This is a genomic window from Alteromonas sp. MmMcT2-2 (assembly GCF_022348305.1).
GTDB classification, from domain to species: domain Bacteria; phylum Pseudomonadota; class Gammaproteobacteria; order Enterobacterales; family Alteromonadaceae; genus Alteromonas; species Alteromonas macleodii.
In genome coordinates, this window is sequence record NZ_JAKRFA010000008.1 from 128,266 (window position 1) to 149,921 (window position 21,656).

Consider the following 21,656-nt stretch of genomic DNA (forward strand, 5'->3'; position numbering starts at 1 on the left):
ATCAAAGCCCCAGACTTTCGTCTGGGGCTTTTTCAACAGTCTGAAGCCCCAACCGAGGTTGGGGCTTTTAAAGCGTTAAGTACTTATACGCGCTTAACGGCTACATCTGCTTCGAACTTAGGCTTAACTGCCAAGTCTTCAGAAGGTGGAGCAAACTTAGTTAGGTCAATGCCTGCAACCGCTTGCTTGTACTCTTCTGTCGTTGGGAAACGACCAAGAACCGTTGAAAGTACTACTAGCGGCGTAGAGCCTAGTAGTGATTCACCTTTCTTCTCAGCAGAGTCAGCTACAACACGACCTTGGAAAAGACGTGTAGATGTCGCGATAACTGTGTCGCCTGGCTCAGCTTTTTCTTGGTTACCCATACATAGGTTACATCCAGGACGCTCTAGGTAAAGAATGTTGTCGTACTTAGTACGCGCCGCTTCTTTAGGCTTAGCATCATCGAACTGGAAGCCTGCATATTTCGCTAGAACGTCCCAATCGCCTTCCGCTTTAAGCTCGTCAACAATGTTATATGTAGGTGGAGCTACAACTAGTGGTGCTTTGAATTCAACAGAACCGTTAAGCTTTTCTAGGTTACGCAGCATTTGCGCGATGATTTGCATGTCGCCTTTGTGCACCATACAAGAGCCAACGAAACCTAGGTCTACTGGCTTACCATCGTAGTAAGAAACTGGACGGATAACGTCGTGGGTATAACGCTTAGATACGTCTTCGTTGTTTACGTCTGGGTCAGCAATCATTGGCTCGTCGATTTGATCTAGATCGATAACCACTTCTGCGTAGTATTTCGCGTTGTCATCTGGCGCAAGCGCTGGCTCTTCACCAGACTTGATTTCAGCAATACGCTTATCAGCTAGATCAATTAGGCCTTGAAGCATGTTCGCTTCGTTGTCCATGCCCTTGTCGATCATGATTTGGATACGGCTCTTAGCAAGCTCAAGTGACGCAATCATAGTTTCGTTGTCAGAAATACAGATTGACGCTTTCGCTTTCATTTCTGCAGTCCAATCGGTGAACGTAAACGCTTGGTCAGCCAGCAGCGTACCAATTTGTACTTCAATGACACGGCCTTGGAATACATTCTCGCCAGCGAATTGCTTAAGCATTTGCGCTTGAGTAGCGTGAACCACGTCACGGAAGTCCATGTGTTCTTTCATGCTACCTTTAAAGGTCACTTTCACAGACTCTGGAATTGGCATTGCCGCTTCACCCGTTGCAAGTGCTAGTGCTACCGTACCTGAGTCAGCACCGAACGCCACGCCTTTCGACATACGCGTGTGTGAGTCACCACCAATGATGATAGCGCGGTCGTCTACCGTGATGTCGTTAAGCACTTTGTGGATAACGTCAGTCATTGCGTGGTAAACGCCTTTAGGGTCACGGGCTGTGATTACACCAAAGTTGTTCATGAATGACATTAGCTTAGGAATGTTAGCCTGTGCTTTCTTATCCCATACCGACGCCGTGTGACAACCTGACTGATATGCACCGTCAACAGTAGGTGAAATAGTCGATGCCGCCATTGACTCTAACTCTTGGCACGTCATTGGGCCGGTAGTGTCCTGAGAACCTACAATATTTACTTTAACGCGTACGTCAGAACCCGCGTGAAGTGGTGCGTCTGAGTTTACGCCTACCGCGTTGCGGTTAAAGATTTTTTCTACCGCAGTAAGGCCTTGGCCTTCGTGTGAAACCTCTTTTGATTGCGCGTAAACTGCTGGTGCTTCAACACCTAGTGTACGTGCAGCAAAAGATTGTAGCTGCTTACCGAAAACTACGGCGTAAGAACCACCCGCTTTCATGAACTCCATTTTCTGAGGAGTAAATGACGCTGATACGTCAGCAAGCTCTTCTGAACCGTTGTAAAGCTTCTTCGCTTTAGTATCGATAGTCAGTACCGTACCTGTTGCTACAGAATATGCTTCTTCTAGCACTGGGTCGCCGTTTGCATCGCGAACGATTTCACCATTTTCATCCGTCTTCTTAACCCAGTTTTTAAGGTCAAGACCAATACCGCCAGTTACGTCTACAGTAGTAAGGAAGATTGGTGCGATACCGTTAGTACCAGCAACAATTGGCGCTTTGTTTACAAAAGGAATGTAAGGGCTTGTTGGCTCACCGGCCCATAGTGCAACGTTGTTCACACCAGACATACGAGAAGAACCTACACCCATGGTACCTTTTTCAGCAATAAGCATAACTTTTGCGTTAGGGTGTTTTTTACCTAGTTCAACAATTTCTTGCTGCGCTTCTGGTGTAATCATGCACTGGCCGTGAAGTTCACGGTCTGCACGAGAGTGCGCTTGGTTACCAGGAGAAAGAAGGTCAGTTGAGATGTCACCTTCAGCAGCGATATAGGTAACGACTTCGATTTTCTCTGGTACGTCAGGCAGCTTGGTGAAGAATTCAGCTTTCGCGTAGCTTTCTAGTACGTCTTTAGCAATCGCGTTACCCGCTTTGTATGCTGTCTCTAAACGCTCAGTATCAGCTTCGTATAAATAAACCTGCGTTTTCAGTACTTCAGCCGCAGGCTTTGCAACCGCTTCATCGTCAGAAAGCGCAAGGTCTAGCAAAGCTTCTACCGATGGACCACCTTTCATGTGAGAAAGAAGCTCAAGTGCAAACTCAGGGGTGATTTCTTCTACTTTTTCTTCGCCAAGTACAATTTCTTTTAGGAATTGTGCTTTAACACCGGCAGCAGGTGTAGTACCCGGCAAGGTGTTATAGATAAAGAATTTTAGAGAGTCTTCGCGGTGCTCGTTTGTTGTATCTTTAATTTGAGCAATAATTTCAGACAGCAGATCTGCACTGTCGATTGGCTTAGGGTTAAGACCTAGTTCCGTTTTACGGGTTTCGATCTCTGCCAGATATTCTGAATACAAACTCATATAGTTCTCTCGGTCTTAGTTTTACTTGGGCGTAGTGTTAAGTCGGTCTTAGCTATACGCATATAAAAATGAGGGATATTTTAACCGATTTTTAGCGGTTACGTAATGACTGAAAGTAAACAGTTAGGTATTCACCCGCCTAAACGGTCGTTGTGTTAAAGCACGTAATTTTTTGCTAGAAAAACGCATTTTAATTAAAAGCAAAATTAAACCAACTATTTCAGACAGTTAGAATTAAATCATTTGAAATCAATGACAATATTTAGCTTGAATGGTTTGACCAATAAAGATAAATAATAGTGTTGCACTTATGACAGACATTCATTTTATTTATGGTGATACCAGTACAAATTACCATCAATTTTGAAACAAAATTTCATTTATTAATGTTTTCTGTGGCTAATTTTCTCTTGGCGATACCTTGATCACTCTTCCATTTTCACCATCGGTCAAAAGAAGCAGGTTACCTTGATGATCAAGCGCAATATCCCGCAGCCGTCCCCCGGGTCCCTCAAAAATTTTTGTAGAGATATATTCGTTCGATACGGCTCTAACTGCATACAAAGCTTTGGCTTTCAAACTGGTAACAAGTAACGTATTAGCTAGCATCGGGAAACGCCCATGGGAATAGTAGATCATGGAGGATGGCGCTATAGAAGGTGTCCAGTCTACAATGGGGCCAGTCATACCCGGATAGGTCGAAAAAGGCGAAATTCTAGCGCCGGAATAGTCTTTGCCTAGTGTAACAACTGGCCAACCATAATTTGCGCCTTGTTGTAAAAGGTTTACTTCATCACCGCCATCTGGGCCGTGCTCATGCAAAAATAGGTTGCCATCACTCCCCTCTACAAGTCCTTGGGGATTGCGGTGTCCAATACTAAAAATAAAGGGGTTATCAGGAAAAGGAGGGTTGGCCAACGGCTTGCCGTCTATTGTGAACCCTAGCACTTTTCCTAGTTGTGAACTGATAACTTGCGCTTGCTCGCGATAATCAAAGCCATCTCCTGTCGTAACCAAAAAGCCCTGTTTTGTGTGTAAAGCACTGCCCTCTAGTTGAAGCAGTTTCCCACCGTAGTGCACAGGCGTGTCTTTGGCTTGTGCCAGTGCTAACACTGGCTGAATGTTAGTAATGCCAGAAGTAAGGAAAAGCTGTCCTTTTACTATGGCAAGACGGTTTGCACTATCGTTCCCCTTGGAATAACTCAGCAACACGGTTCTGTCTTCAGGGAATTGCGAGGGTATAAGAAGATCGAGTACGCCTCCTTGCCCTTTGGTGTACAAGTCATCGAGCATTAAAGAAAACCGCGCACTTTCCCCCTTATTGTCAATAATTACCAGCTCACCATCTCGCGTTACTATCAATATATGGGTGCTTGCCTGAGCCTTATCGATAACCGTCGTTAAGGCCTTGGGAAACGCCAGTGAGGTAGCGATATCTTCTGTCATGACATGCTGGTCAAAATTTTCATAGGCCGTTAGATTTGAGCTACCTGCTTCACGTTGCTCAGTATTAGATGCGTGCTTTTGAGTGAGTTCAGAGGCAGTAGTTACGGCAAAAGCAGGAGCCAAAGCAGCTCCCAATAAAGAAAAAGCCAGTAAACTGATCATCGTACGCCATGACTTCATTGTGATTGTCCTCTTTTACTTAACATACTATGGTATACCCAATTGCCACGCTCAAACCATTTGAGGCCTGTTGAGTTTTGTTCTAATGCACTGTGCGACAAATCTTGGACTACAAAAATGAACAACCTAATACGACGCACTATTTTCCATTTTTTACCATCATGGGCCGTCGGCTTTCTACTAGCAAGTACGTTTCACTCGTGTGCCGTTTTAATCGGACTCATTCGAATTGATGTTGATATGAATCCAAGCGATTGGTTTTTCATGATATGGCAAGATGCACTAGGCCTTTTGCCTACTTACGGCGTGATTATTGCTGTTACCTTATTGTTGGCGTTCTTGGCGACACATTTCATTGTTAGGCGTCTTAATCAAAATGCTAGTGGCTCTTCCAACCGTACCCGATTTATTCTTTTCACAATAGCGGGAGGCCTGTCGTTCTTATTAATGCTCATTGCCATGCAGCCCATATTGAATGTGACCCTAATTGCAGGCGCTCGCACTACCTTAGGATTCTCCGCACAATGCATGGCAGGCATCTGTGCTGGTGGGCTATATAGTTACTTAAGTAATAGTTCTACAAACAATTGATAACTAAAAATTATAATACTAAATAACCCAACCCTAATGTAAATGAAAAGTTAAGTTTGCTACTGTAAGGCAAAAACACCCTACTTACTTTGCCCTACTAGGAACAAGCAACATGATAACTTATCCTGATAACGTGACCTGCTTAGCCGATTATATTGAAAGCGTTTTGCAAAAATTTGCCGACAGGCCAGCGTATACGGCGCTTGGACAAACACTTACATTTGCCGAGATAGACCGTAAGTCATCAGCGTTAGCCCGCTACTTTGTTCACGAAGCTAAATTGTCTCCTGGTACCAAAGTCGCCATACAACTTCCTAATTTAATTCAAAACCCTATTGTTGTTTATGCTGCCTTACGCGCAGGCCTTGTTGTAGTAAATACAAACCCGCTTTATACCGAACGCGAGATGAAGCACCAGTTCACTGATAGTGGCGCGAAAGCTCTGGTTATTCTGGGTGATTTGCTCTCCAAATTCACTAGCATAAAAGATGATACTAGTATCGAAACCGTTATCACCACATCGGCAACAGAGCTTTTAGACCCTAACACTGCACCAAATCTTGATGGTACGGTTTCATTCACACAAGCAGTGGAGCTAGGCAATACACTGCCTGCATTTGCACGTCCTTCTATTGCTCTAGATGAACTTGCCATGTTGCAATACACCGGTGGTACTACTGGGGTATCGAAGGGCGCAGCCTTAAGTAATAAAAACGTTTTAGCTAACTGCATCCAAATGCTCGACCGTATTGGTGAGGGCTTCAAAGATGGTGAAGAAGTATTGGTATGCCCATTACCGCTTTATCATATTTATGCATTTACGGTTGGAATGATGGCGCTCTTTGCCAAAGGTACTCAGATAATTCTTATACCCAATCCGCGGGATATCGACGGTTTCATTCAAACACTCAAGCCCCATAAAGTTTCAGCATTCATGGGGATCAACACCTTGTTTGTTGGTCTTGGAAGACACCCTGAATTTGCAAAGTTAGACTTTTCTAAACTACACCTCACGATGTCTGGCGGCACCGCACTTACTCAAGCCGCAGTATCCATTTGGCAAGACGTAACCGGGAACACCATCACCGAAGGCTATGGGCTATCAGAAACTGCGCCAGTTGTATCTTTTAACATTCCAGGTAAAGAAGAGATTGGCACGGTGGGGCACGAACTAGAAGGCACTGAAGTTGCGTTACTGGATAGCCATGATAAGCCGGTGGCCGAAGGCGAGTCAGGGCAAATTGCAGTTCGCGGACCTCAGGTTATGCTGGGTTATTGGAACCGAGACGACGAAACTGCCAAAGTCATGACCCAAGATGGCTTCTTTAAAACCGGGGACATTGGCATTCGCACCGAGTCTGGGGCAATTAAAATTGTAGACCGTTTAAAGGATATGATTATTGTCTCTGGGTTTAATGTCTATCCAAACGAGGTTGAAGATGTTCTTACAACGCACCCTAGCGTGATGGAAGCCGCAGTTGTGGGTAAACCCGATGAAAAGACCGGTGAGCGAGTGTGTGCATTTATTACTGTTTCAAGCGATGTATCAACACAAGACGTCATTGATTTTTGTAAACAGCACCTCACAAATTACAAGATCCCTAAGTCGATCACGATACTTGACGAGCTACCAAAATCTACCGTCGGAAAAATTCTACGTAGAGAGCTTCGTTCGGCTTAATGACTCCCCCACTTGCGCCGCACATTCAGCGCGGCGCTTAATACCCAGTTTTACGCGTTTTCCATCGAAAAATCAGATATTTTTGTTTCACTATCTCAAGGCAAACCTGGCAAGGCGAAGTACATAGTCTGACTAAGTTGGGCGAGCCTTGGTACGTATTCACCACTCTGGTTCCCGTCATCAAGTCGTCGCCGCGGGTAGACCACCTAATTGCTATTGCCACCGATATATCAGAACAAAAGCTCCAAAAAGCGTACGACGAAGCCCAAAGTGCTTTTCCCTAGCGCATAAAAAAGGGTCGAATATTATTCGACCCTTTTAAATGATGTATTAACGAAAGTACGATTTTTAACTTGTACCTAGCTCAGCTGCAATGGCGTCTGCCTGACGCTTTTCGCCCTGCACAAACTGCTTCCACTGCTGTGCCATAGCACGACTTTTTTGGTGCTTTTCTGCTTCAGCTAGCTGATTAAGCGCAAGGGCATATTGCTTCTTGTTGTAAAGTGCCATGCCTTTAATCAGGTAAACCAAACCAGGGTTTCTCAAATCGCCCTTTTCAACCGCTCGGTCTGCCGCAGCAATTGCATCGTCGAAACGCTCTTCATTAAGAAGAATTTGCGCTAACTGTGCATCTAACTCACCGTCTTCAGACAGTTCAGCAGCTTGCATCATAACGGGTATGGCTTTGTCTTGCTCTTTGGCTAGCGACCAGCTTTGACCTAAGAACTTAAGGTTGCGCAAGTTTTTCTCCAGCACACCGTCGTTCATCGCCTGCTCCATCAACTTGGCACCTTTGTATGGCACGCGATGATAGTAATAAAGCTGCGCCATATTGAACACATCAGCAGATGTATTAACGAACCCGCGCTGATAGGCGGTTTCCATGATAGCCAACTGCTTGCGCTCTTCGCCTAGCTCACCGTACATACCAGCTAGCTGGATCCAATACTTAGGCTCGTCAAACAACTTCACCATTTTAATAAGAACGTCTTTAACCTTTTGAGGCTGCTTGAGTTCGTAAAAAATAGCACGTTGAAGAATTAACCACCCTTCATCAGGGATCATGCCTTCTGCTTCGTGATCGGCAACGGCTTCAGAAATCCACATTGCAGCTTCGTCGTACTGTTTATTTTGGTAGTACGCCTGGGCCTTTATCACTTTATTTTTAACCGGTACAGGGCCTGTATTTAGGCTTTCCCAACGTTCCAAATAAGTGATGGTGTCGTCGTAATTACCTTGCATAAGGTTAAGCTGAGCCAAACTGAAAAGCGTGGTCATTTCAAACTTTTCAGGAATAGGCTGTTGCTCTACGACTTTCGCGAACGATTCTAACGCCTTTGTATAGTCTTCGTTGTTGTAATAAATGAAGCCGAAAAAGTTGTACATCATGGCTTTTTCGTAGGCGTTCATAGAATCAGACTTATCTTCTACTTCTTTCAAAATAGAGATAGCTTCTTCAACATTACCCGCTTCATCTGCCGCTGTTTGTGCACGAGCCAGCTGCTCGTAAACCTTGCCGCGCAATGTAGGCACACGACGAGTTTTCTTTTCGCTCGCTTTTTGCTCTTGCGCAACAGCGTCACTAGCAACCAACATAGAAGGTACAGATACCGTGGCCGATGCAAATGCAAACGCCAGTGCACTAAGCAATGTATTCGTCTGTTTTCTCATCATGTTCTGTTACCCGTCAATTTGGAACGAAATGCGGTTTTGCACACCAGACACTTCTGTTGCTTCGCCGTTAACCACGCGAGGCTTATATTTAAACTTCATCGCCGCATCAATGGCCGCTTGTTCAAATATGCCTTCTGGGTTAGCTTCAACAACAATTGGGTCGCGCACAGCGCCTTGCTTGGTTACTGTAAATTCAACAATAACGAAACCTTCAATACCCCGTTGAAGAGCACGCCTTGGATAAACTGGCGCAACCTTAACGATAGGAAGATATTCACCGTCACCGGATTCGAGGGCCAACCCGCCTTCTAACGAGATGTCGTCTCCTACTTCAGCACCAAAGTCCATCGACGTACCTTCTGCATCCGGAGAAGGCGAGTCCATTTGAGGCTGCTCCATTTGCGGTGGCGGCTCTTCAGGCTTAGGTGGCTTCTTCGGCTTACGATCTTTTTTCTCAACCTGTTCATCCTGCTTAACCCTTACGAAGTCAAGCACGCTTCCCTTAGGCGGCTCAGTTAGTGCGCTGCCACCCATCTTGATAAGCGATTGCATCAAGAAGAACAGGCCTAACGTGATCGCAAGGGAAATAACAAATGCGATTAAATATCGTGGCATGATTTATTGCTCTTGGGCTGCAATCGAAACATCGTAAACGCCAGCGGCTCGCGACGCGTCCATAACCTTAATCAGTGTTTCTGTTGTGGCTTTTTTGTCAGCCTGAATTACAACAGAACCCTGTGGGTTTTCTGCGCGAAGACGCTCAATGTTCGCTTGTACTGCGCGAACGTCGATACGGCGTTTGTTAATCCAAATTTCGCCTTTATCTGAAATAGCGATAAGGATATTAGCGCGGTCCTTTTTCACAGCAGTGGCTGCTTCAGGACGGTTAACATCGATACCCGCTTCTTTCACAAATGACGCAGTCACGATAAAGAAGATCAACATGATAAATACGACGTCCAGCATGGGCGTCATGTCGATGGCTGCTTCTTCTTCATCGACTAAGTTTTGAAAGTGCTGCTTCATAATAAATACCTTACCTTAACGCTTAGCTAGCATTAACGTTGAATAATCAATGCATCCTCAAGATGCGTGCGTTCTGATTTCACCATACGAGTTAACCAGGTAGCGGCGAATACGCCTGAAAGTGCGCCAACCATGCCCGCCATTGTGGGGATAGTGGCTTTCGATACACCTGACGCCATTGAACGAGCATTACCTGAGCCCGCAATCGCCATTACATCGAACACTTCAATCATACCGGTAACCGTCCCCATCAAGCCTAGCAGCGGACAAAGCGCAACCAGTGACTGGATAATTGGGATGCTGCCGTTTAGGCGCATGGTTAACTGTGAAATTGTTTTCTGACGAACCTGCTCTGCGAACCAAGAAGAGCGATCGGTACGTGCTGTCCACATTGCTATCGCTTCTTTCTTGGCTTGCTTGTGCCAAACCATCAGATACATCGCACGCTCGAGGATCAAAAGCCACATAACGAATATCAGCAGACCGATGACCAGGAGAACCTGGCCACCCGTTTCTGTGAAATCGCGAATTGCTTCTAGAAACTCGATCATGATTAGCCTCGCTCAGCGCGCTCTGCAATTACGCCAGACGCCTGTTCTTGTAGGATGTACACAATGTTCTTAGAACGTGTGTTAAGCATTGCATAAAGCAGTGTCATTGGAATCGCTACAACTAGACCTAGTACCGTTGTTACAAGTGCAGTTGAAATACCACCTGCCATCAGTTTCGGGTCACCTGTACCAAACAGGGTAATAGCCTGGAAGGTGTTAATCATACCGGTTACCGTACCTAGTAGACCCATAAGCGGTGCTACAACAGAAATAATCTTAATGATAGTCAGGTTACGACCTAACTTAGGCACTTCGCCTAAAATCGCTTCTGTAAGGTGAAGTTCAAGCGCTTCAACGTCAGCGTCTGGGTGCTCGTCACGTACTTTAAGTACACGGCCAAGCGGGTTGTTAGTGTTAACTTCTTTGCTCTTAAGTTGCTTGTTCACTTTCATGCGAATAAGCGACAGCGTTACAAGACGCTCAAGGGCAAGTAGAAGACCGAACGCACCAACGATAAGAATGATGTAACCTACTACGCCGCCCTGCTCTACACGCTCTTGAAGGTTAGGCGCTTGAACAAGAAGACCTAGGATTGAACCACCCGTTGGGTCGATACCGAACTGTACTAATTCACCGCTTGATGCTTGTAGTTCAGCAGCAGAGTCCATGTAACGGTCAGCAGGCTGACGTACAAGTTCAGACACCGTACCTGTTACACCGTTGTATTCTAGGTATTTACCATCAGCAACAAGTGCAAAAGGACCTACGCGAACAACAGACTTATTCACTTTTTCACCGCCAGCTTCAACAACGTCTGTCTTGAACGTAGTTACTTTGCCGGCTTCAGTCATTTCACGCTGCATTTCAAACCAAACGCGCTCAATTTCTTCAATTGATGCAAGTTTTGAGCTTGAACCCATATCTTGTGCCATTTTATCAAGGAAGTCAGCACGGCCAGGGATTTGTGCAGAAACCACTGAGTTATAGAATTTGTTTTTGGTGTCGCCAGCGATTTGCTGAAGTACACCGAATAGCTCTTTAAGTGAACCAAGACGTGTGTCTAGTGCACCGTTAAGATCTGCTAGTTTGAATTCGTTTTCTTCGAACTGAGTTTCAAGCTTTTCAGATTGCGCAAGCATCTGGTCGCGCTTCTCACGAGTTTCGCGAAGAATGCGATCTTGCTCTGCACGTTGCGCTTGGAAATCACGCTCACGCTGTTTGTTTTGCAGAGACTGTGCGAACTGACCTTCTTCTAGTTGCTTAAGAAGTGCGTCTAAGTCCATGGCACGGTCGCTTTGTGCGAAAGCACCAACGCTGATGCTAAGGGCTGCTAGACCAACAGCGATACGTTTTACTGTGTTAAACATTCTCATCAACCTCTTAGTCTGTAATTGCCACTGGCAGCATTAGCAAGTCTGGTGCAAGTTGCTTCTTCGCCATGCGCAGACCTTTTGTAATTTGTGTACGGTAGCTGCTATCAAGCTCTTCCCACTGACGAGTTTGCTTGTTCCAAACACCCTGCATGCTTGCATCACGTGTTTGATAAATTAGCGCTGTACGACCAAGGCGTAGGAACTCAACGTCACGCTCTTGACCGTTAATTGAATGAATACCGCTGTACGCTTCCATAGTGCGGCCGTAGTCCATCTCTACCTGATACGCTTCCATTACGCGACGGAATTTTTCAGACGCTGCAACGTCGGCACGATCCATCATGGCGCGAAGGTCAGCTACGCGATTTGCGCGCTCTTCAGGAAGGAAAGGTACGTCTAGCGCAACAAACTGCTCTAGGCCGTCAATCATGCGCATCATTAGTGGTGTGATTTGACGCTCAACAACAGATACTTCATCAATAGCAGCGTTTAGATCTGCCATTTCTTGTTCTTGGTTATTGATTTGCTTACGAAGCTGAGTGTTATAAACCTCAAGGCCTTCGATTTCTTTCATCAATGTTTTGAACTGTTGAAGTTTGCTGTCGATTTGGTCGGTAATACCGTTAATCTTTTCTTGCGATTTCGCCGCTGACTCGTTTATTTTCGCTGCCTCATCGACAACGGGTTTTAAGACTTCATCGTCTTGTGCAAGCACGGGTGTCGCTGCTAGCGCACCTGCTACAAGCAAGGCATTGATAAGCTTCATACATTCAAACCTTTAAAGTTAAAAGAAATCGGTTTTGTCCGACTATAAATTTCTGCGCGTAGGATAGGAGTTTTCTGTGACAGTTTTATTACGAAACTGTCATAAATAGACCAAAAGTGTCATCTATTGCACATAAAAAAGGCCGCTGGTTAGCGGCCTTTGTAATAAGTTAAGGTTTAGAAGTCATATTTATATGACAACCTAATACCTGTACCCCTTGTCTCCGACCTAAGCAACGTATCATTGAATTCAATTTCACGATCTTCACCTAGAATATTTTGAACGCGTAATGTGACAGTGCTATTAAAGTCTGGGTAATAGTTGTACACCATATCAAGTGAATGGAATGGTTGTTCGAAGTTATCGTCGAAACCGTCGATACCCGGAATTAGAATACGCTCACCAAATACGTTGTAGACGAGTGAGGCAGAGTGTTCACCGTTATCTGAGTCATAACCCAACTGCATGTTAAGTACATACTGAGAGTGACCCGTCATACGACGCTCAACATTAGTAATCGCCGCAGAAACACCGGTTTGCTCAACAATATTCTGACGATCTAATACGATTTCAGAATCACTGACAGTGATGTTACCTGTAGTAAACAAGTTGTCCCAGATACCGTCACCAATAAAGGCCAAATCTTGTAGGAATTCAACTTCGACACCATAAACCTCACCAGATTCTGCGTTAGCAATACGAATTAGCGGTGGACCATCCTGAGCTGGAGACTGTACCGATTCAATTGGCGCTTCCATGTCTTTGTAGAATAAGCCTACCGATACGTTGTTGCCTGCTTCACGGTACCATTCCCAACGTAAATCATAGTTAATGATATCTGTTGTGCTTACACCAGGTGTACCTGCAATCGGGAAGTTAGTTAATGGGTCTAGGTAAGTTGCTGATGACACTTCACGAAGATCAGGACGCACAACTGTTTGACCGATGCTCGCTCTTAACTGCATATCGTCTTCTAAGAAGTAAGTTACAGCAAGCGCTGGATAAAACCCGTCTTCTTGAAACGCTAGCTGTGAACGATCTGCTTCATCACTCAAGTCAAATTGGTTTGTTCGCGGATCCAATGGCGCCACTACCTGACGGAAGTCTTCATAACGGGCACCACCAGTGAAACGCCACTTGTTGTCATAGAAGAAATCAGCTTCTAGATAGTACGCATCAATTTTTTGACCCGCTACATAGTCATCACCAGCAATAGTCGTATCACGAATGATAGGTCGGCTAGACAAAGACAGGGTGTCTAAAACGCTGTCGCTGAAGATTTCGCTAAAGTCGTTACCATCTAATATTGAACGGTCTTCAACACCTAACGTATTGATATCGAAACGGCGGTTTTCTGCAGTACGAGTTTTGGTTACAAAGCTTGCACCCACTTTGTACTCAGTTTCCCACTTACCCATTGTCATCGGGTAAGTCACGTTATAGCCAAAGTTCTCCAAGCGGTCGTGAAGATTTTGGAAAGTATAACGAGCAGCAGTTTGTGCATCAGATAAGAAGATTTCGTTTTCATCGTCAAAAATACCATCTTCATTCACATCTTCCATAACGAAGCGTGCATTGAAGTTACCTGGCGCATAGCGTACCGAGCGGCCTAATGAGTATGTCCAGTCAATACCCATGAAGTTTAGCTCTGGGATTGTATGCTGGCCTTTAAGTTGATTGGTATATAGCGAGCGTTCTTCGTACTGAACATCAATATCTCTAATACGCAAGCCTTCTGCTTGGTTCAGGTTTTCAGTATTACCGAACATCTCGCGGATTTCGTCGCGCGTATCGTTTAGCACGATAAGGCTATAATCAATACGATGTTGACGGTTATAGTCTACACCTAGTGTTAATAGTGAAGACCAAGTCACCGTTTGCTCTGTACCTTGGATATCATCAAAGAAGCGTACATTGATAATGTCATCGCCGACTAAGTCAGGGTCTTGTAGCTCGTATTCTTCAGAAGAGCGGGTTTGGGCTGAATAACGTGAAGTTACCAAAAAGCCAAAGCGCCAGTCGTCATCGTAATCATAGCTGTCACCATAAGTGACATTAACGCGCATGTCAGGATCGGCAGACTCTCTTTCTAGCCCGTATTCTCTATTAACACCTTTGAATAGTTCTAATGCTTCTTCTGGCTCAAGATCGTCTAAGAAATTTTTTGAATCCCAACGTTCTTGAATAGCTGCTGAAACGCCACGAGTACCGTCGTCTTCACCTGTCCAATCGCGTCCACCACCAGCATAATCTAACACATCACCAGAGTTTTCCGTATCGATACCAACCGCAGCCGATACGTTGAAAACACGCTGTGTAGGTATAGATTTCAATCGGATATTTACGTTACCACCACCGAATGCCGCGGGCATAGATGGTGAATACGATTTCTGAACCGCAAGGCTTTCGATAATGCTCGACGGGAACAAGTCGAGAGGGATAACGTTACGCGTTGGATCTGGGCTTGGCACGATTGCGCCGTTTAATTGTGTTGATGAGTAACGCTCACCAAGGCCACGAACATAGATGAAACGACCATCTACAAGTGTTAGACCAGTTACACGGCGAAGTGCGCCCGCAGCGTCACTGTCACCAGTACGAGCTATCTGCTCAGCACCCATGATGTCAGCTACGAAGGCTTGATTTTTACGTTCTTCCATTACTGCTGTCGCGGTACCTTTTAAGCGCGTACCGGTAGCGACAACTTCCTCAATCACTTCTTCTTCGTTTGATTGAGCGTTGGCTATAGTCGTTGGAAACAAAATGCTTGCTGCAACGGCTAAGCTAATGGGCTTTAGAAGAAACCTGTTAGCAGGTCTGTTCATGATGAACCTCTTTAGAAAGGAATACTTTCACGATAATTATTCGTGTTTTACAAACTTAAAAGCAAGTGCGCCACTTTTGCAACGCACTTGCTTGTTTTTAGCTATGCGAACTGAGTCTTATTCAAGACCAACAGTCCATCCCGCAGTCCAGTCGTTATCAGCGTCTTTAACTGCGCCGATAAAGTCTACTGAAGAGAAGAAGCTGTCTAGCGTCGATACGTCAGTCGCTACTGTTGCATCTACTGTGTAAATACCGTTAAGTACTGTTGCAGTGTTATCAAGTAGGCTGTTACCTGCCTGCGCAGTGAACCAATCTTCTTGACTAAAGTCGCCAGAGTCTTTGATGTTTTCAGCACACGCTAGTACAGATGTTTCAAAAGTAAGCTGAGGCGTGTTGGTACCATCCATGTTAGCAAGTAGCGTAGTATCGCCATCGCTTAAGTCGGCTTCAAAACACTCACCCATACCCGCTGGACCAGTTACAACAAAGTTGTAAAGTTGTGCATTAGTTTGGTCGCGAAGTAGAACACCTTCAGAGTCTGCATCAGCAGTGTCGAACTCGTTACCAATGATAGTCATGTTAGCAACCATAGGGTTAGAGAACGCTGTGCCGTCGCCGCCGTCACCGTCGCCTTCAATTGCGCGGTTAGCATCAGAGTTATCTTCAGCGTGCTTAACAAGTACAAACTGAAGCTTACCTACGTAGCCGTTATCCCAGTCTACTGAGTCATCTTGAATGCCTGTTAGCGTAAGATACTTAACGTTTACTGCACCACCGAAGAACTCAACACCGTCGTCTGCGTTTTTGTGAACTTGTACATACTCAACAGTAGTACCAGAACCCACACCGCCAAACGTAATACCGTTTAGTTCGTTATCTGGTGCAATTTCAAAACCACCGTGCATTACGCGAACGTAGCGAAGTGTACCAGAGCTATCTGTGTTGTCAGTTCCGCCGAAAACTGCACCTTCTTGTGCACCTTCAACTTGAAGTGAACAATCTGTACCGTCTTGAGGACACTTAGTTGATTCGCCGTTACCTAGAACGATCATGCCGCCCCATTGTCCAGCTTCACCCGCCTCAAGGCCGCCAACAACGTGGTCACGTGATGTGAAAGTAATTGGGTTTTCAGCAGTACCGTTTGCATTGATTTCTGAGTCACGGCTAATTACTAGGTAGTCGTTACCAGATGCGCCATAAACAGTTACGCCTGGCTCAACAGTAAGGGTTGCGCTGTTTTCTTTATCACCACCTACGAATACTGCACCTGAAAGCGCGTAGAAATTACCTTCTGTAAGCGTTAGGTCAGACGTGATAGTACCAGACACTTCACACGTAGTAGTTGAACCGTCTACTGGCGTAATTGACGTTGTACCTGATGGACAGCCAGAAGCAGATTGTGCTAGTTCGATGTTACCGCCACCAAAACCAAAAGCCCAACCTTGACGCCAGTCATCTTCACCAATCGCACCGATGAATGTGTTTGCTTCAAAGAAAGTATCAAGCAATGTAGATGCGTCGCCACCAGCAGTAAGAAGCGCACTTTCTGCTGTAAGTGTACCGTCTGGGTTAAGACCAAGATTTGCACGGTCTTCAAATGCGATTAGCTGATTACCTTCTTGGCCTGTGAACCATGTTTCAAGGTCTACTGCACCCTCTGGCGTGTTGAACGGCTCAGAACAAGCAATCGCTGAGTAAGTCATGGTTAGATCACCGTCAGAAAGGTTAGCTTGAACCGTTTCGTCTGTGTCCATTTCTAAACACTCGCCCATTGCTTCTGGACCAGTGATTAGGAAGTTCATTAGGTTTGCGCCAGTTTGGTCGCGAAGTAGAAGACCTTCAGAGTCAGCGTCAGCAGTGTCGAAAGTGTTACCGATAACTGTCATGTTAGCGAGCATTGGCTTAGAGAATTCTAGACCGTCACCACCGTCGCCGTCACCTTCAATACCGCGGTTTGCGTCAGAGTTGTCAGCGGCATGCTGAACATAAACATACTGAAGCTTACCTTTATAACCGTTGTCCCAGTCTACTGAGTCATCTTGGTTAGCTGTTAAAACTAAGTGTTTCGCGTTTACCGCGCCACCGAAGAATTCTACACCGTCATCAGCGTTGCTGTGTACTTGTACATAATCAACTTCTGTACCTGAGCCAACACCACCAAACGTAATACCGTTAAGTTCGTTGTCTGGCGCAATTTCAAAACCAGCGTATTTCACTACTACGTATTTAAGGATACCAGAGCTGTCTGTATCGTCTGTACCACCAAATACTGCACCCTCTTCTGCACCTTCAACCTGAAGCGCACAATCAGAACCGTCTTGCGGGCATTTAGTCGATGTACCGTTACCAAGAATAACCACACCACCCCATTGACCAGCACCAACTTCGTCGCCTACAACATCATTGAATGAAGTCATGATGATTGGAGAAGATGCTGTACCTTCTGCTTCAATTTTAGAGTCACGGCTAACTACAAGGTAATCTGCACCAGTGCGACCAAAGATGACTGTACCTTCTTCGATTGCTAGCGTTACGCTGTCTGCTTTGTCGTTACCAATAAATACTGGACCTTCAAGTGCCCACACTGTGTCATTAGTTAGCGTGATAACGCCTTGATCGTCAGCATCATCAGCTGTTAAACGACCAGAAAGAACGCGTACTTCAACCGACTGGCCGAACGCATCAGAAACTTCACCACTTAGGAAAGAGCTTACTTCACCTGGAGCTGTATCATCTGAACCAGTATCGCCACCAGTATCGCCACCAGTGTTTCCACCGTTATTATTAGTTACGCTGTTATCAATATCACCTTCACTGATATTAATATCGCCGCCACAGCCTGCTAGAACAAGTGCAGTAGCAATAGCTGAAGCCTTGAAAAGTTGCTTAAGTTCCATGTGTTTCTCCAGGTACGGTATAGTTATGGATTTTGAAAACGCGGAAACTTTAACTGAGGTAGATGACACATTTGTTACATTAAGTCGCTGTAACAAAAGTTTCATAGAAAAAGTTCAATTTTGGGCTAAAAAAACGTTTAGAAGACTTACTTTGGCAACTGGGGATTTGTTTTTTGTATATTTTTCCAAAACTTAATTGGTAAAAACCTGAATTTATTGACCGAACGTAGACTCTATTTTTTGTCAACCGCCCCCTTCTTTCAATCCCAATTAGTCAGTTTTCGTCAATATACTCTTTTGATTTGTGACGCAATTATGACATAGCAGGTAGAGTGAAGTAGACTTTAAAAAGGCTTCCACCTAAAAAACTTGTTGATTTGTTCAGCGGCATTAGAGTGGTTAGCGTTATTCTGAATGGCACTTTTTATTCGTCAAGCAGTCGGCGTTGGCGTACCAGTACGTCTTCACGAATGGGGAAATATCCGTCTCTTAACACCTGCTGCTGCCCTTCCTGTGACAAGATATAGCGCAAAAACTCTCTTTCCAGAGTAGGTAAAGGCTCACCAGGCTTTTTATTTATCACTAAATAAAGAAAACGGGCAAACGGATACGTTTCGTTGCGCACCGTATCAATAGAAAGAGGGATTAAGCTATCTAGCGACTCACCTAAAGGCAGAGCGCGAACTCCTGCGGTTTTATAGCCGTAAGCGGCATAGCCAATCGCGCCTGTACCGCTGGCCACGGACAATACTACAGATGCAGAGCCAGGTTGTTCGTTTACCGTATTCTTAAAGTCACCATCGCACAGCGCCATCACTTTAAACAAGCCGTAAGTACCCGATACTGAATTTCGACCGTACAGCCTGATAGGAGAACGATAGCCTATATCGTCAACGCCGAGCTGAGACCAATTGGTAATGGCTGTATTGCTGCCACAAAACTGGGTTTCAGAAAACACCGCGTCAACTTGCTCAAGGGTCATACCCGGCAGCGGATTGCGTCTATCCACAAAAATGGCGATGGCATCCATTGCCACTTTTAATACCGTAGGCGGGTAACCGTGGGTTCGCGTAAAATCCCGTATTTCACTGGGTTTTAGTTCTCGGCTCATAGGGCCTATGGTGGCAGTACCTTCAATAAGTGCCGGCGGAGCGGTAGATGAACCTGACGCCTGTATTTGAAAGCCGACCTGAGGATAAAGGGTTTTGAATTCCTGTGACCAAAAGGTCATTAAGTTTGCCAGCGTGTCTGAGCCAACAGAGGATATTTTTCCTGCCACCCCAGGCTTACGTTCATAGGCAGGTACTTGATAGCTACCAGAAGCAGATGACGAGCTTTGAGTATTTTGAAAATCAGCCAGGGCTCCAAATGGTAACAATAAGCCTATTACTAAAAGTAACGTTGAAAGGCGGTAGCGTTGCCCTTTCATCTTGTCATGCTTTTTGCTCACCAACACTTCTCGCCTCTTAGGGTTACAGTTGCTCTGCAATCAACTCGTTATCCAGCACAAACGAGAAATTGCTGCCCTCACCCAATGTACTGGTTATATCTAAACGGGAATTATGATGACTTAGTACATGTTTTACAATGGAAAGACCTAAGCCAGAGCCACCGGTTTTGCGAGAGCGCGCTTTATCCACGCGATAAAAGCGCTCGGTAAGGCGGTTTAGATGATTTGGCTCAATACCATCACCGTTATCTACCACAGAAAATTGCGCGCCATTGGGTTTACGTCGCCAGTACACATTAATTTCACCACCGGCAGGTGTGTAGTGCACCGCATTGAACACCAAGTTTGAGCAAGCGCTGCGCAGTTCGGTCTCTACACCGAAAACATAGAGTTCTTTGTCGATGTGGAAGTTTATTGTGTGGTTTTTCTCTTTATTAAGCGCCTGCGCTTCTCTTTCCACTTGCGCAAGAACCACAGGAATATTCACAACATTTTCGTAGATGCGTTCCGAGCTTGCTTCAATGCGCGACAACACCAGCAAGTCTTCTATCAAGTTTTGCATACGGTGGGTTTGCGATGTCATTTCTTTCATCGCTTTTTGCATGAATGGATCGGAGTCTTCATCAATAGGAAGAATTTCAAGGTATCCGTTAATGACCGTTAGCGGTGTACGCAATTCATGAGACACATTTGCCACAAAGTCCTTACGCATTTCTTCAAGCTGGGACACCCGCGTTATGTCACGGGCAATCAGCAACAAATGCTCATCGCCATAAGGCATAATCCGGTATTCAAAGGTTTTGTTGGGGTTGGTAGGTGACGGTACTTCAATGGGGTATTTATAATTCCCTGCATGAAAGTACTGAATAAACTCCGGATGGCGCAACAAGTTGTCGATTCGACGCCCAGAGTCTTGCGGCCATTTAAGCCCTAAATCCAAGCGAGCAAGGCGGTTACACCAAATAATGCAGGCCTTAGCATCAACCACTACCGCCGCATCAGGCAAGGCTTCAGACCCCTCTCTAAAACGCTTTACCAATTCACCAAGCTCTTTACGCTTATTGCGGTTACGACGCTGAAGGTAATAAATCCCTTCATAAATATGTTCCCACACGCCACGCACGGTAGGTGGAGACATTTTACGACTATGCCATAACCAGCGATTTAGCTTGTAAAGATGCCAGTAGTTAAATAGCAGTAGCAGGGTTGCGCCAATGGCAACGGCGAATAACATATCATCTAGATACCACCCGACTAGCGCAAAAACCACAAGGAATAGCACTAAGCGCAATGTACTTCTCAACCAAGAGAACGGGTAATACATGAAATAGCTCGCGTTGTTAAAGGTGGAATTGGGCGCATGCCCAGATGGCGCAGCGACATCAAGGGAATAACACCATGTTACTCCCTAAACACTACATTTATTACAGCTTAGTAGAAAAACGGTAACCCGCGCCGCGTACTGTTTGGATCATAGCATCATGTCCGTGGCGAGAGATAGCTTTGCGTAGACGTCGAATATGTACATCTACCGTTCTGTCTTCTACATAAACATTGGTTCCCCAAACATTATCTAGCAGTAGCTCTCGGCTATAGACACGTTCTGGGTGCGTCATAAAGAAGTGCAACAACTTAAATTCAGTCGGCCCCATGTCTAACGGTTCTTCATTCGCCATTACGCGATGTGATACCGGTTCAAGTTTAAGACCATTAAATTCAATGGGCTCCTCGCTTGATGTAGGCGTTACTCTTCGCATCACTGCTTTGATTCTTGCCACAAGCTCTTTCGGCGAGAATGGTTTAGTAACGTAGTCATCAGCACCTGCATCCAGGCCGCGAATTTTGTCTTCTTCCTCGCCACGGGCTGTAAGCATGATAACGGGAATGTCACGAGTAAACTCGTGCTGCTTTAAACTTTTAGCTAGCTGTACACCGCTTCCTCCCGGCAACATCCAATCTAATAAGATTAAATCTGGGTAAGGTTCGCAAATTTTTTCTTGCGCGATGTCGAAATCTTCGGCTTCAATAATGTTAAAACCAGATTGCTCAAGCACAAACTTAAGCATTTCACGGATAGGCGCTTCGTCCTCAACCACCAACACTGTACGAGACATCGTAATATTCCTGCTCATTTTTAAACGCCGTTATTATTAATGTGGTCTGTGACAGTTTTATTAAAACGATTACATTTATGTGTCAAGTTTAATACAAGCTTGTTCCAAAGTTTAAATACATAATCTTGTTTATTCATACGATTACGCATATTCTTGAAATTACATAAAACCGACTGTTATTGTTGCA

General features: G+C 45.2%; 15 protein-coding genes. 2 read left to right on the forward strand and 13 right to left on the reverse strand.

What is annotated here, in order from left to right; all coding sequences use genetic code 11:
- Positions 1-83 precede the first annotated feature (83 nt).
- The gene (locus tag MHM99_RS07225; protein ID WP_168533585.1) at positions 84-2,894 is read right to left on the reverse strand and encodes a bifunctional aconitate hydratase 2/2-methylisocitrate dehydratase; all 2,811 of its coding nucleotides are present in this window, start codon (positions 2,892-2,894) and stop codon (positions 84-86) included.
- 399 nt (positions 2,895-3,293) lie between these two features.
- Positions 3,294-4,520, reverse strand: a complete 1,227-nt coding sequence (locus tag MHM99_RS07230) for a PQQ-dependent sugar dehydrogenase (protein ID WP_168533583.1) — start codon at positions 4,518-4,520, stop codon at positions 3,294-3,296.
- A gap of 117 nt (positions 4,521-4,637) precedes the next feature.
- On the opposite strand from MHM99_RS07230, the gene MHM99_RS07235 reads away from it, so the two are divergent.
- Entirely contained in the window at positions 4,638-5,111 is a 474-nt protein-coding gene (locus MHM99_RS07235) for a hypothetical protein (protein ID WP_239218740.1), read from the forward strand.
- Positions 5,112-5,223: 112 nt separating this feature from the next.
- Positions 5,224-6,792 (forward strand): AMP-binding protein, encoded by a 1,569-nt coding sequence (locus tag MHM99_RS07240; RefSeq protein ID WP_239218742.1) that lies wholly within the window; start codon positions 5,224-5,226, stop codon positions 6,790-6,792.
- A 348-nt stretch (positions 6,793-7,140) separates the two neighbouring features.
- Here the strand turns inward: MHM99_RS07240 and MHM99_RS07245 are convergent, their stop codons facing one another.
- The 11 genes from MHM99_RS07245 to phoB form a co-directional block, all read right to left on the reverse strand.
- Positions 7,141-8,466, reverse strand: a complete 1,326-nt coding sequence (locus MHM99_RS07245) for a tetratricopeptide repeat protein (RefSeq protein ID WP_061439561.1) — start codon at positions 8,464-8,466, stop codon at positions 7,141-7,143.
- A 6-nt stretch (positions 8,467-8,472) separates the two neighbouring features.
- The gene (locus MHM99_RS07250; protein ID WP_061439560.1) at positions 8,473-9,081 is read right to left on the reverse strand and encodes an energy transducer TonB; all 609 of its coding nucleotides are present in this window, start codon (positions 9,079-9,081) and stop codon (positions 8,473-8,475) included.
- Positions 9,082-9,084: 3 nt separating this feature from the next.
- On the reverse strand, positions 9,085-9,492 hold the full coding sequence (locus MHM99_RS07255) for a biopolymer transporter ExbD (RefSeq protein WP_014948289.1): 408 nt from the start codon (positions 9,490-9,492) through the stop codon (positions 9,085-9,087).
- A gap of 32 nt (positions 9,493-9,524) precedes the next feature.
- Entirely contained in the window at positions 9,525-10,043 is a 519-nt protein-coding gene (locus tag MHM99_RS07260; protein ID WP_071958574.1) for a MotA/TolQ/ExbB proton channel family protein, read from the reverse strand.
- A 2-nt stretch (positions 10,044-10,045) separates the two neighbouring features.
- On the reverse strand, positions 10,046-11,410 hold the full coding sequence (locus MHM99_RS07265; RefSeq protein ID WP_239218744.1) for a MotA/TolQ/ExbB proton channel family protein: 1,365 nt from the start codon (positions 11,408-11,410) through the stop codon (positions 10,046-10,048).
- Positions 11,411-11,423: 13 nt separating this feature from the next.
- The gene (locus MHM99_RS07270; RefSeq protein WP_014948287.1) at positions 11,424-12,182 is read right to left on the reverse strand and encodes a DUF3450 domain-containing protein; all 759 of its coding nucleotides are present in this window, start codon (positions 12,180-12,182) and stop codon (positions 11,424-11,426) included.
- Between the two features lie 176 nt (positions 12,183-12,358).
- A complete protein-coding gene (locus tag MHM99_RS07275) occupies positions 12,359-15,007 on the reverse strand; it encodes a TonB-dependent receptor (RefSeq protein ID WP_239218746.1) in 2,649 nt (882 codons plus the stop codon).
- 117 nt (positions 15,008-15,124) lie between these two features.
- Positions 15,125-17,905 carry a hypothetical protein gene (locus tag MHM99_RS07280; RefSeq protein ID WP_020742896.1) on the reverse strand — a complete coding sequence of 927 codons (2,781 nt, stop codon included), beginning with the start codon at positions 17,903-17,905 and terminating at the stop codon, positions 15,125-15,127.
- A 424-nt stretch (positions 17,906-18,329) separates the two neighbouring features.
- Complete coding sequence (locus MHM99_RS07285; RefSeq protein ID WP_080986402.1) at positions 18,330-19,361, reverse strand: phosphate ABC transporter substrate-binding protein; 1,032 nt, start codon at positions 19,359-19,361, stop codon at positions 18,330-18,332.
- A gap of 16 nt (positions 19,362-19,377) precedes the next feature.
- Complete coding sequence (gene phoR, locus MHM99_RS07290) at positions 19,378-20,679, reverse strand: phosphate regulon sensor histidine kinase PhoR (protein WP_014948282.1); 1,302 nt, start codon at positions 20,677-20,679, stop codon at positions 19,378-19,380.
- 100 nt (positions 20,680-20,779) lie between these two features.
- A complete protein-coding gene (phoB, locus tag MHM99_RS07295) occupies positions 20,780-21,469 on the reverse strand; it encodes a phosphate regulon transcriptional regulator PhoB (RefSeq protein WP_014948281.1) in 690 nt (229 codons plus the stop codon).
- Positions 21,470-21,656: the final 187 nt, after the last annotated feature.

Bases quoted from the DNA above. Each gene is read 5' to 3' on its own strand.
- MHM99_RS07225 (WP_168533585.1), bottom strand. From the start codon at position 2,894: ATGAGTTTGTATTCAGAATATCTGGCAGAGATCGAAACCCGTAAAACG.
- MHM99_RS07230 (WP_168533583.1), bottom strand. From the start codon at position 4,520: ATGAAGTCATGGCGTACGATGATCAGTTTACTGGCTTTTTCTTTATTG.
- MHM99_RS07235 (WP_239218740.1), top strand. From the start codon at position 4,638: ATGAACAACCTAATACGACGCACTATTTTCCATTTTTTACCATCATGG.
- MHM99_RS07240 (WP_239218742.1), top strand. From the start codon at position 5,224: ATGATAACTTATCCTGATAACGTGACCTGCTTAGCCGATTATATTGAA.
- MHM99_RS07245 (WP_061439561.1), bottom strand. From the start codon at position 8,466: ATGATGAGAAAACAGACGAATACATTGCTTAGTGCACTGGCGTTTGCA.
- MHM99_RS07250 (WP_061439560.1), bottom strand. From the start codon at position 9,081: ATGCCACGATATTTAATCGCATTTGTTATTTCCCTTGCGATCACGTTA.
- MHM99_RS07255 (WP_014948289.1), bottom strand. From the start codon at position 9,492: ATGAAGCAGCACTTTCAAAACTTAGTCGATGAAGAAGAAGCAGCCATC.
- MHM99_RS07260 (WP_071958574.1), bottom strand. From the start codon at position 10,043: ATGATCGAGTTTCTAGAAGCAATTCGCGATTTCACAGAAACGGGTGGC.
- MHM99_RS07265 (WP_239218744.1), bottom strand. From the start codon at position 11,410: ATGTTTAACACAGTAAAACGTATCGCTGTTGGTCTAGCAGCCCTTAGC.
- MHM99_RS07270 (WP_014948287.1), bottom strand. From the start codon at position 12,182: ATGAAGCTTATCAATGCCTTGCTTGTAGCAGGTGCGCTAGCAGCGACA.
- MHM99_RS07275 (WP_239218746.1), bottom strand. From the start codon at position 15,007: ATGAACAGACCTGCTAACAGGTTTCTTCTAAAGCCCATTAGCTTAGCC.
- MHM99_RS07280 (WP_020742896.1), bottom strand. From the start codon at position 17,905: ATGGAACTTAAGCAACTTTTCAAGGCTTCAGCTATTGCTACTGCACTT.
- phoR (WP_014948282.1), bottom strand. From the start codon at position 20,679: ATGTATTACCCGTTCTCTTGGTTGAGAAGTACATTGCGCTTAGTGCTA.
- phoB (WP_014948281.1), bottom strand. From the start codon at position 21,469: ATGTCTCGTACAGTGTTGGTGGTTGAGGACGAAGCGCCTATCCGTGAA.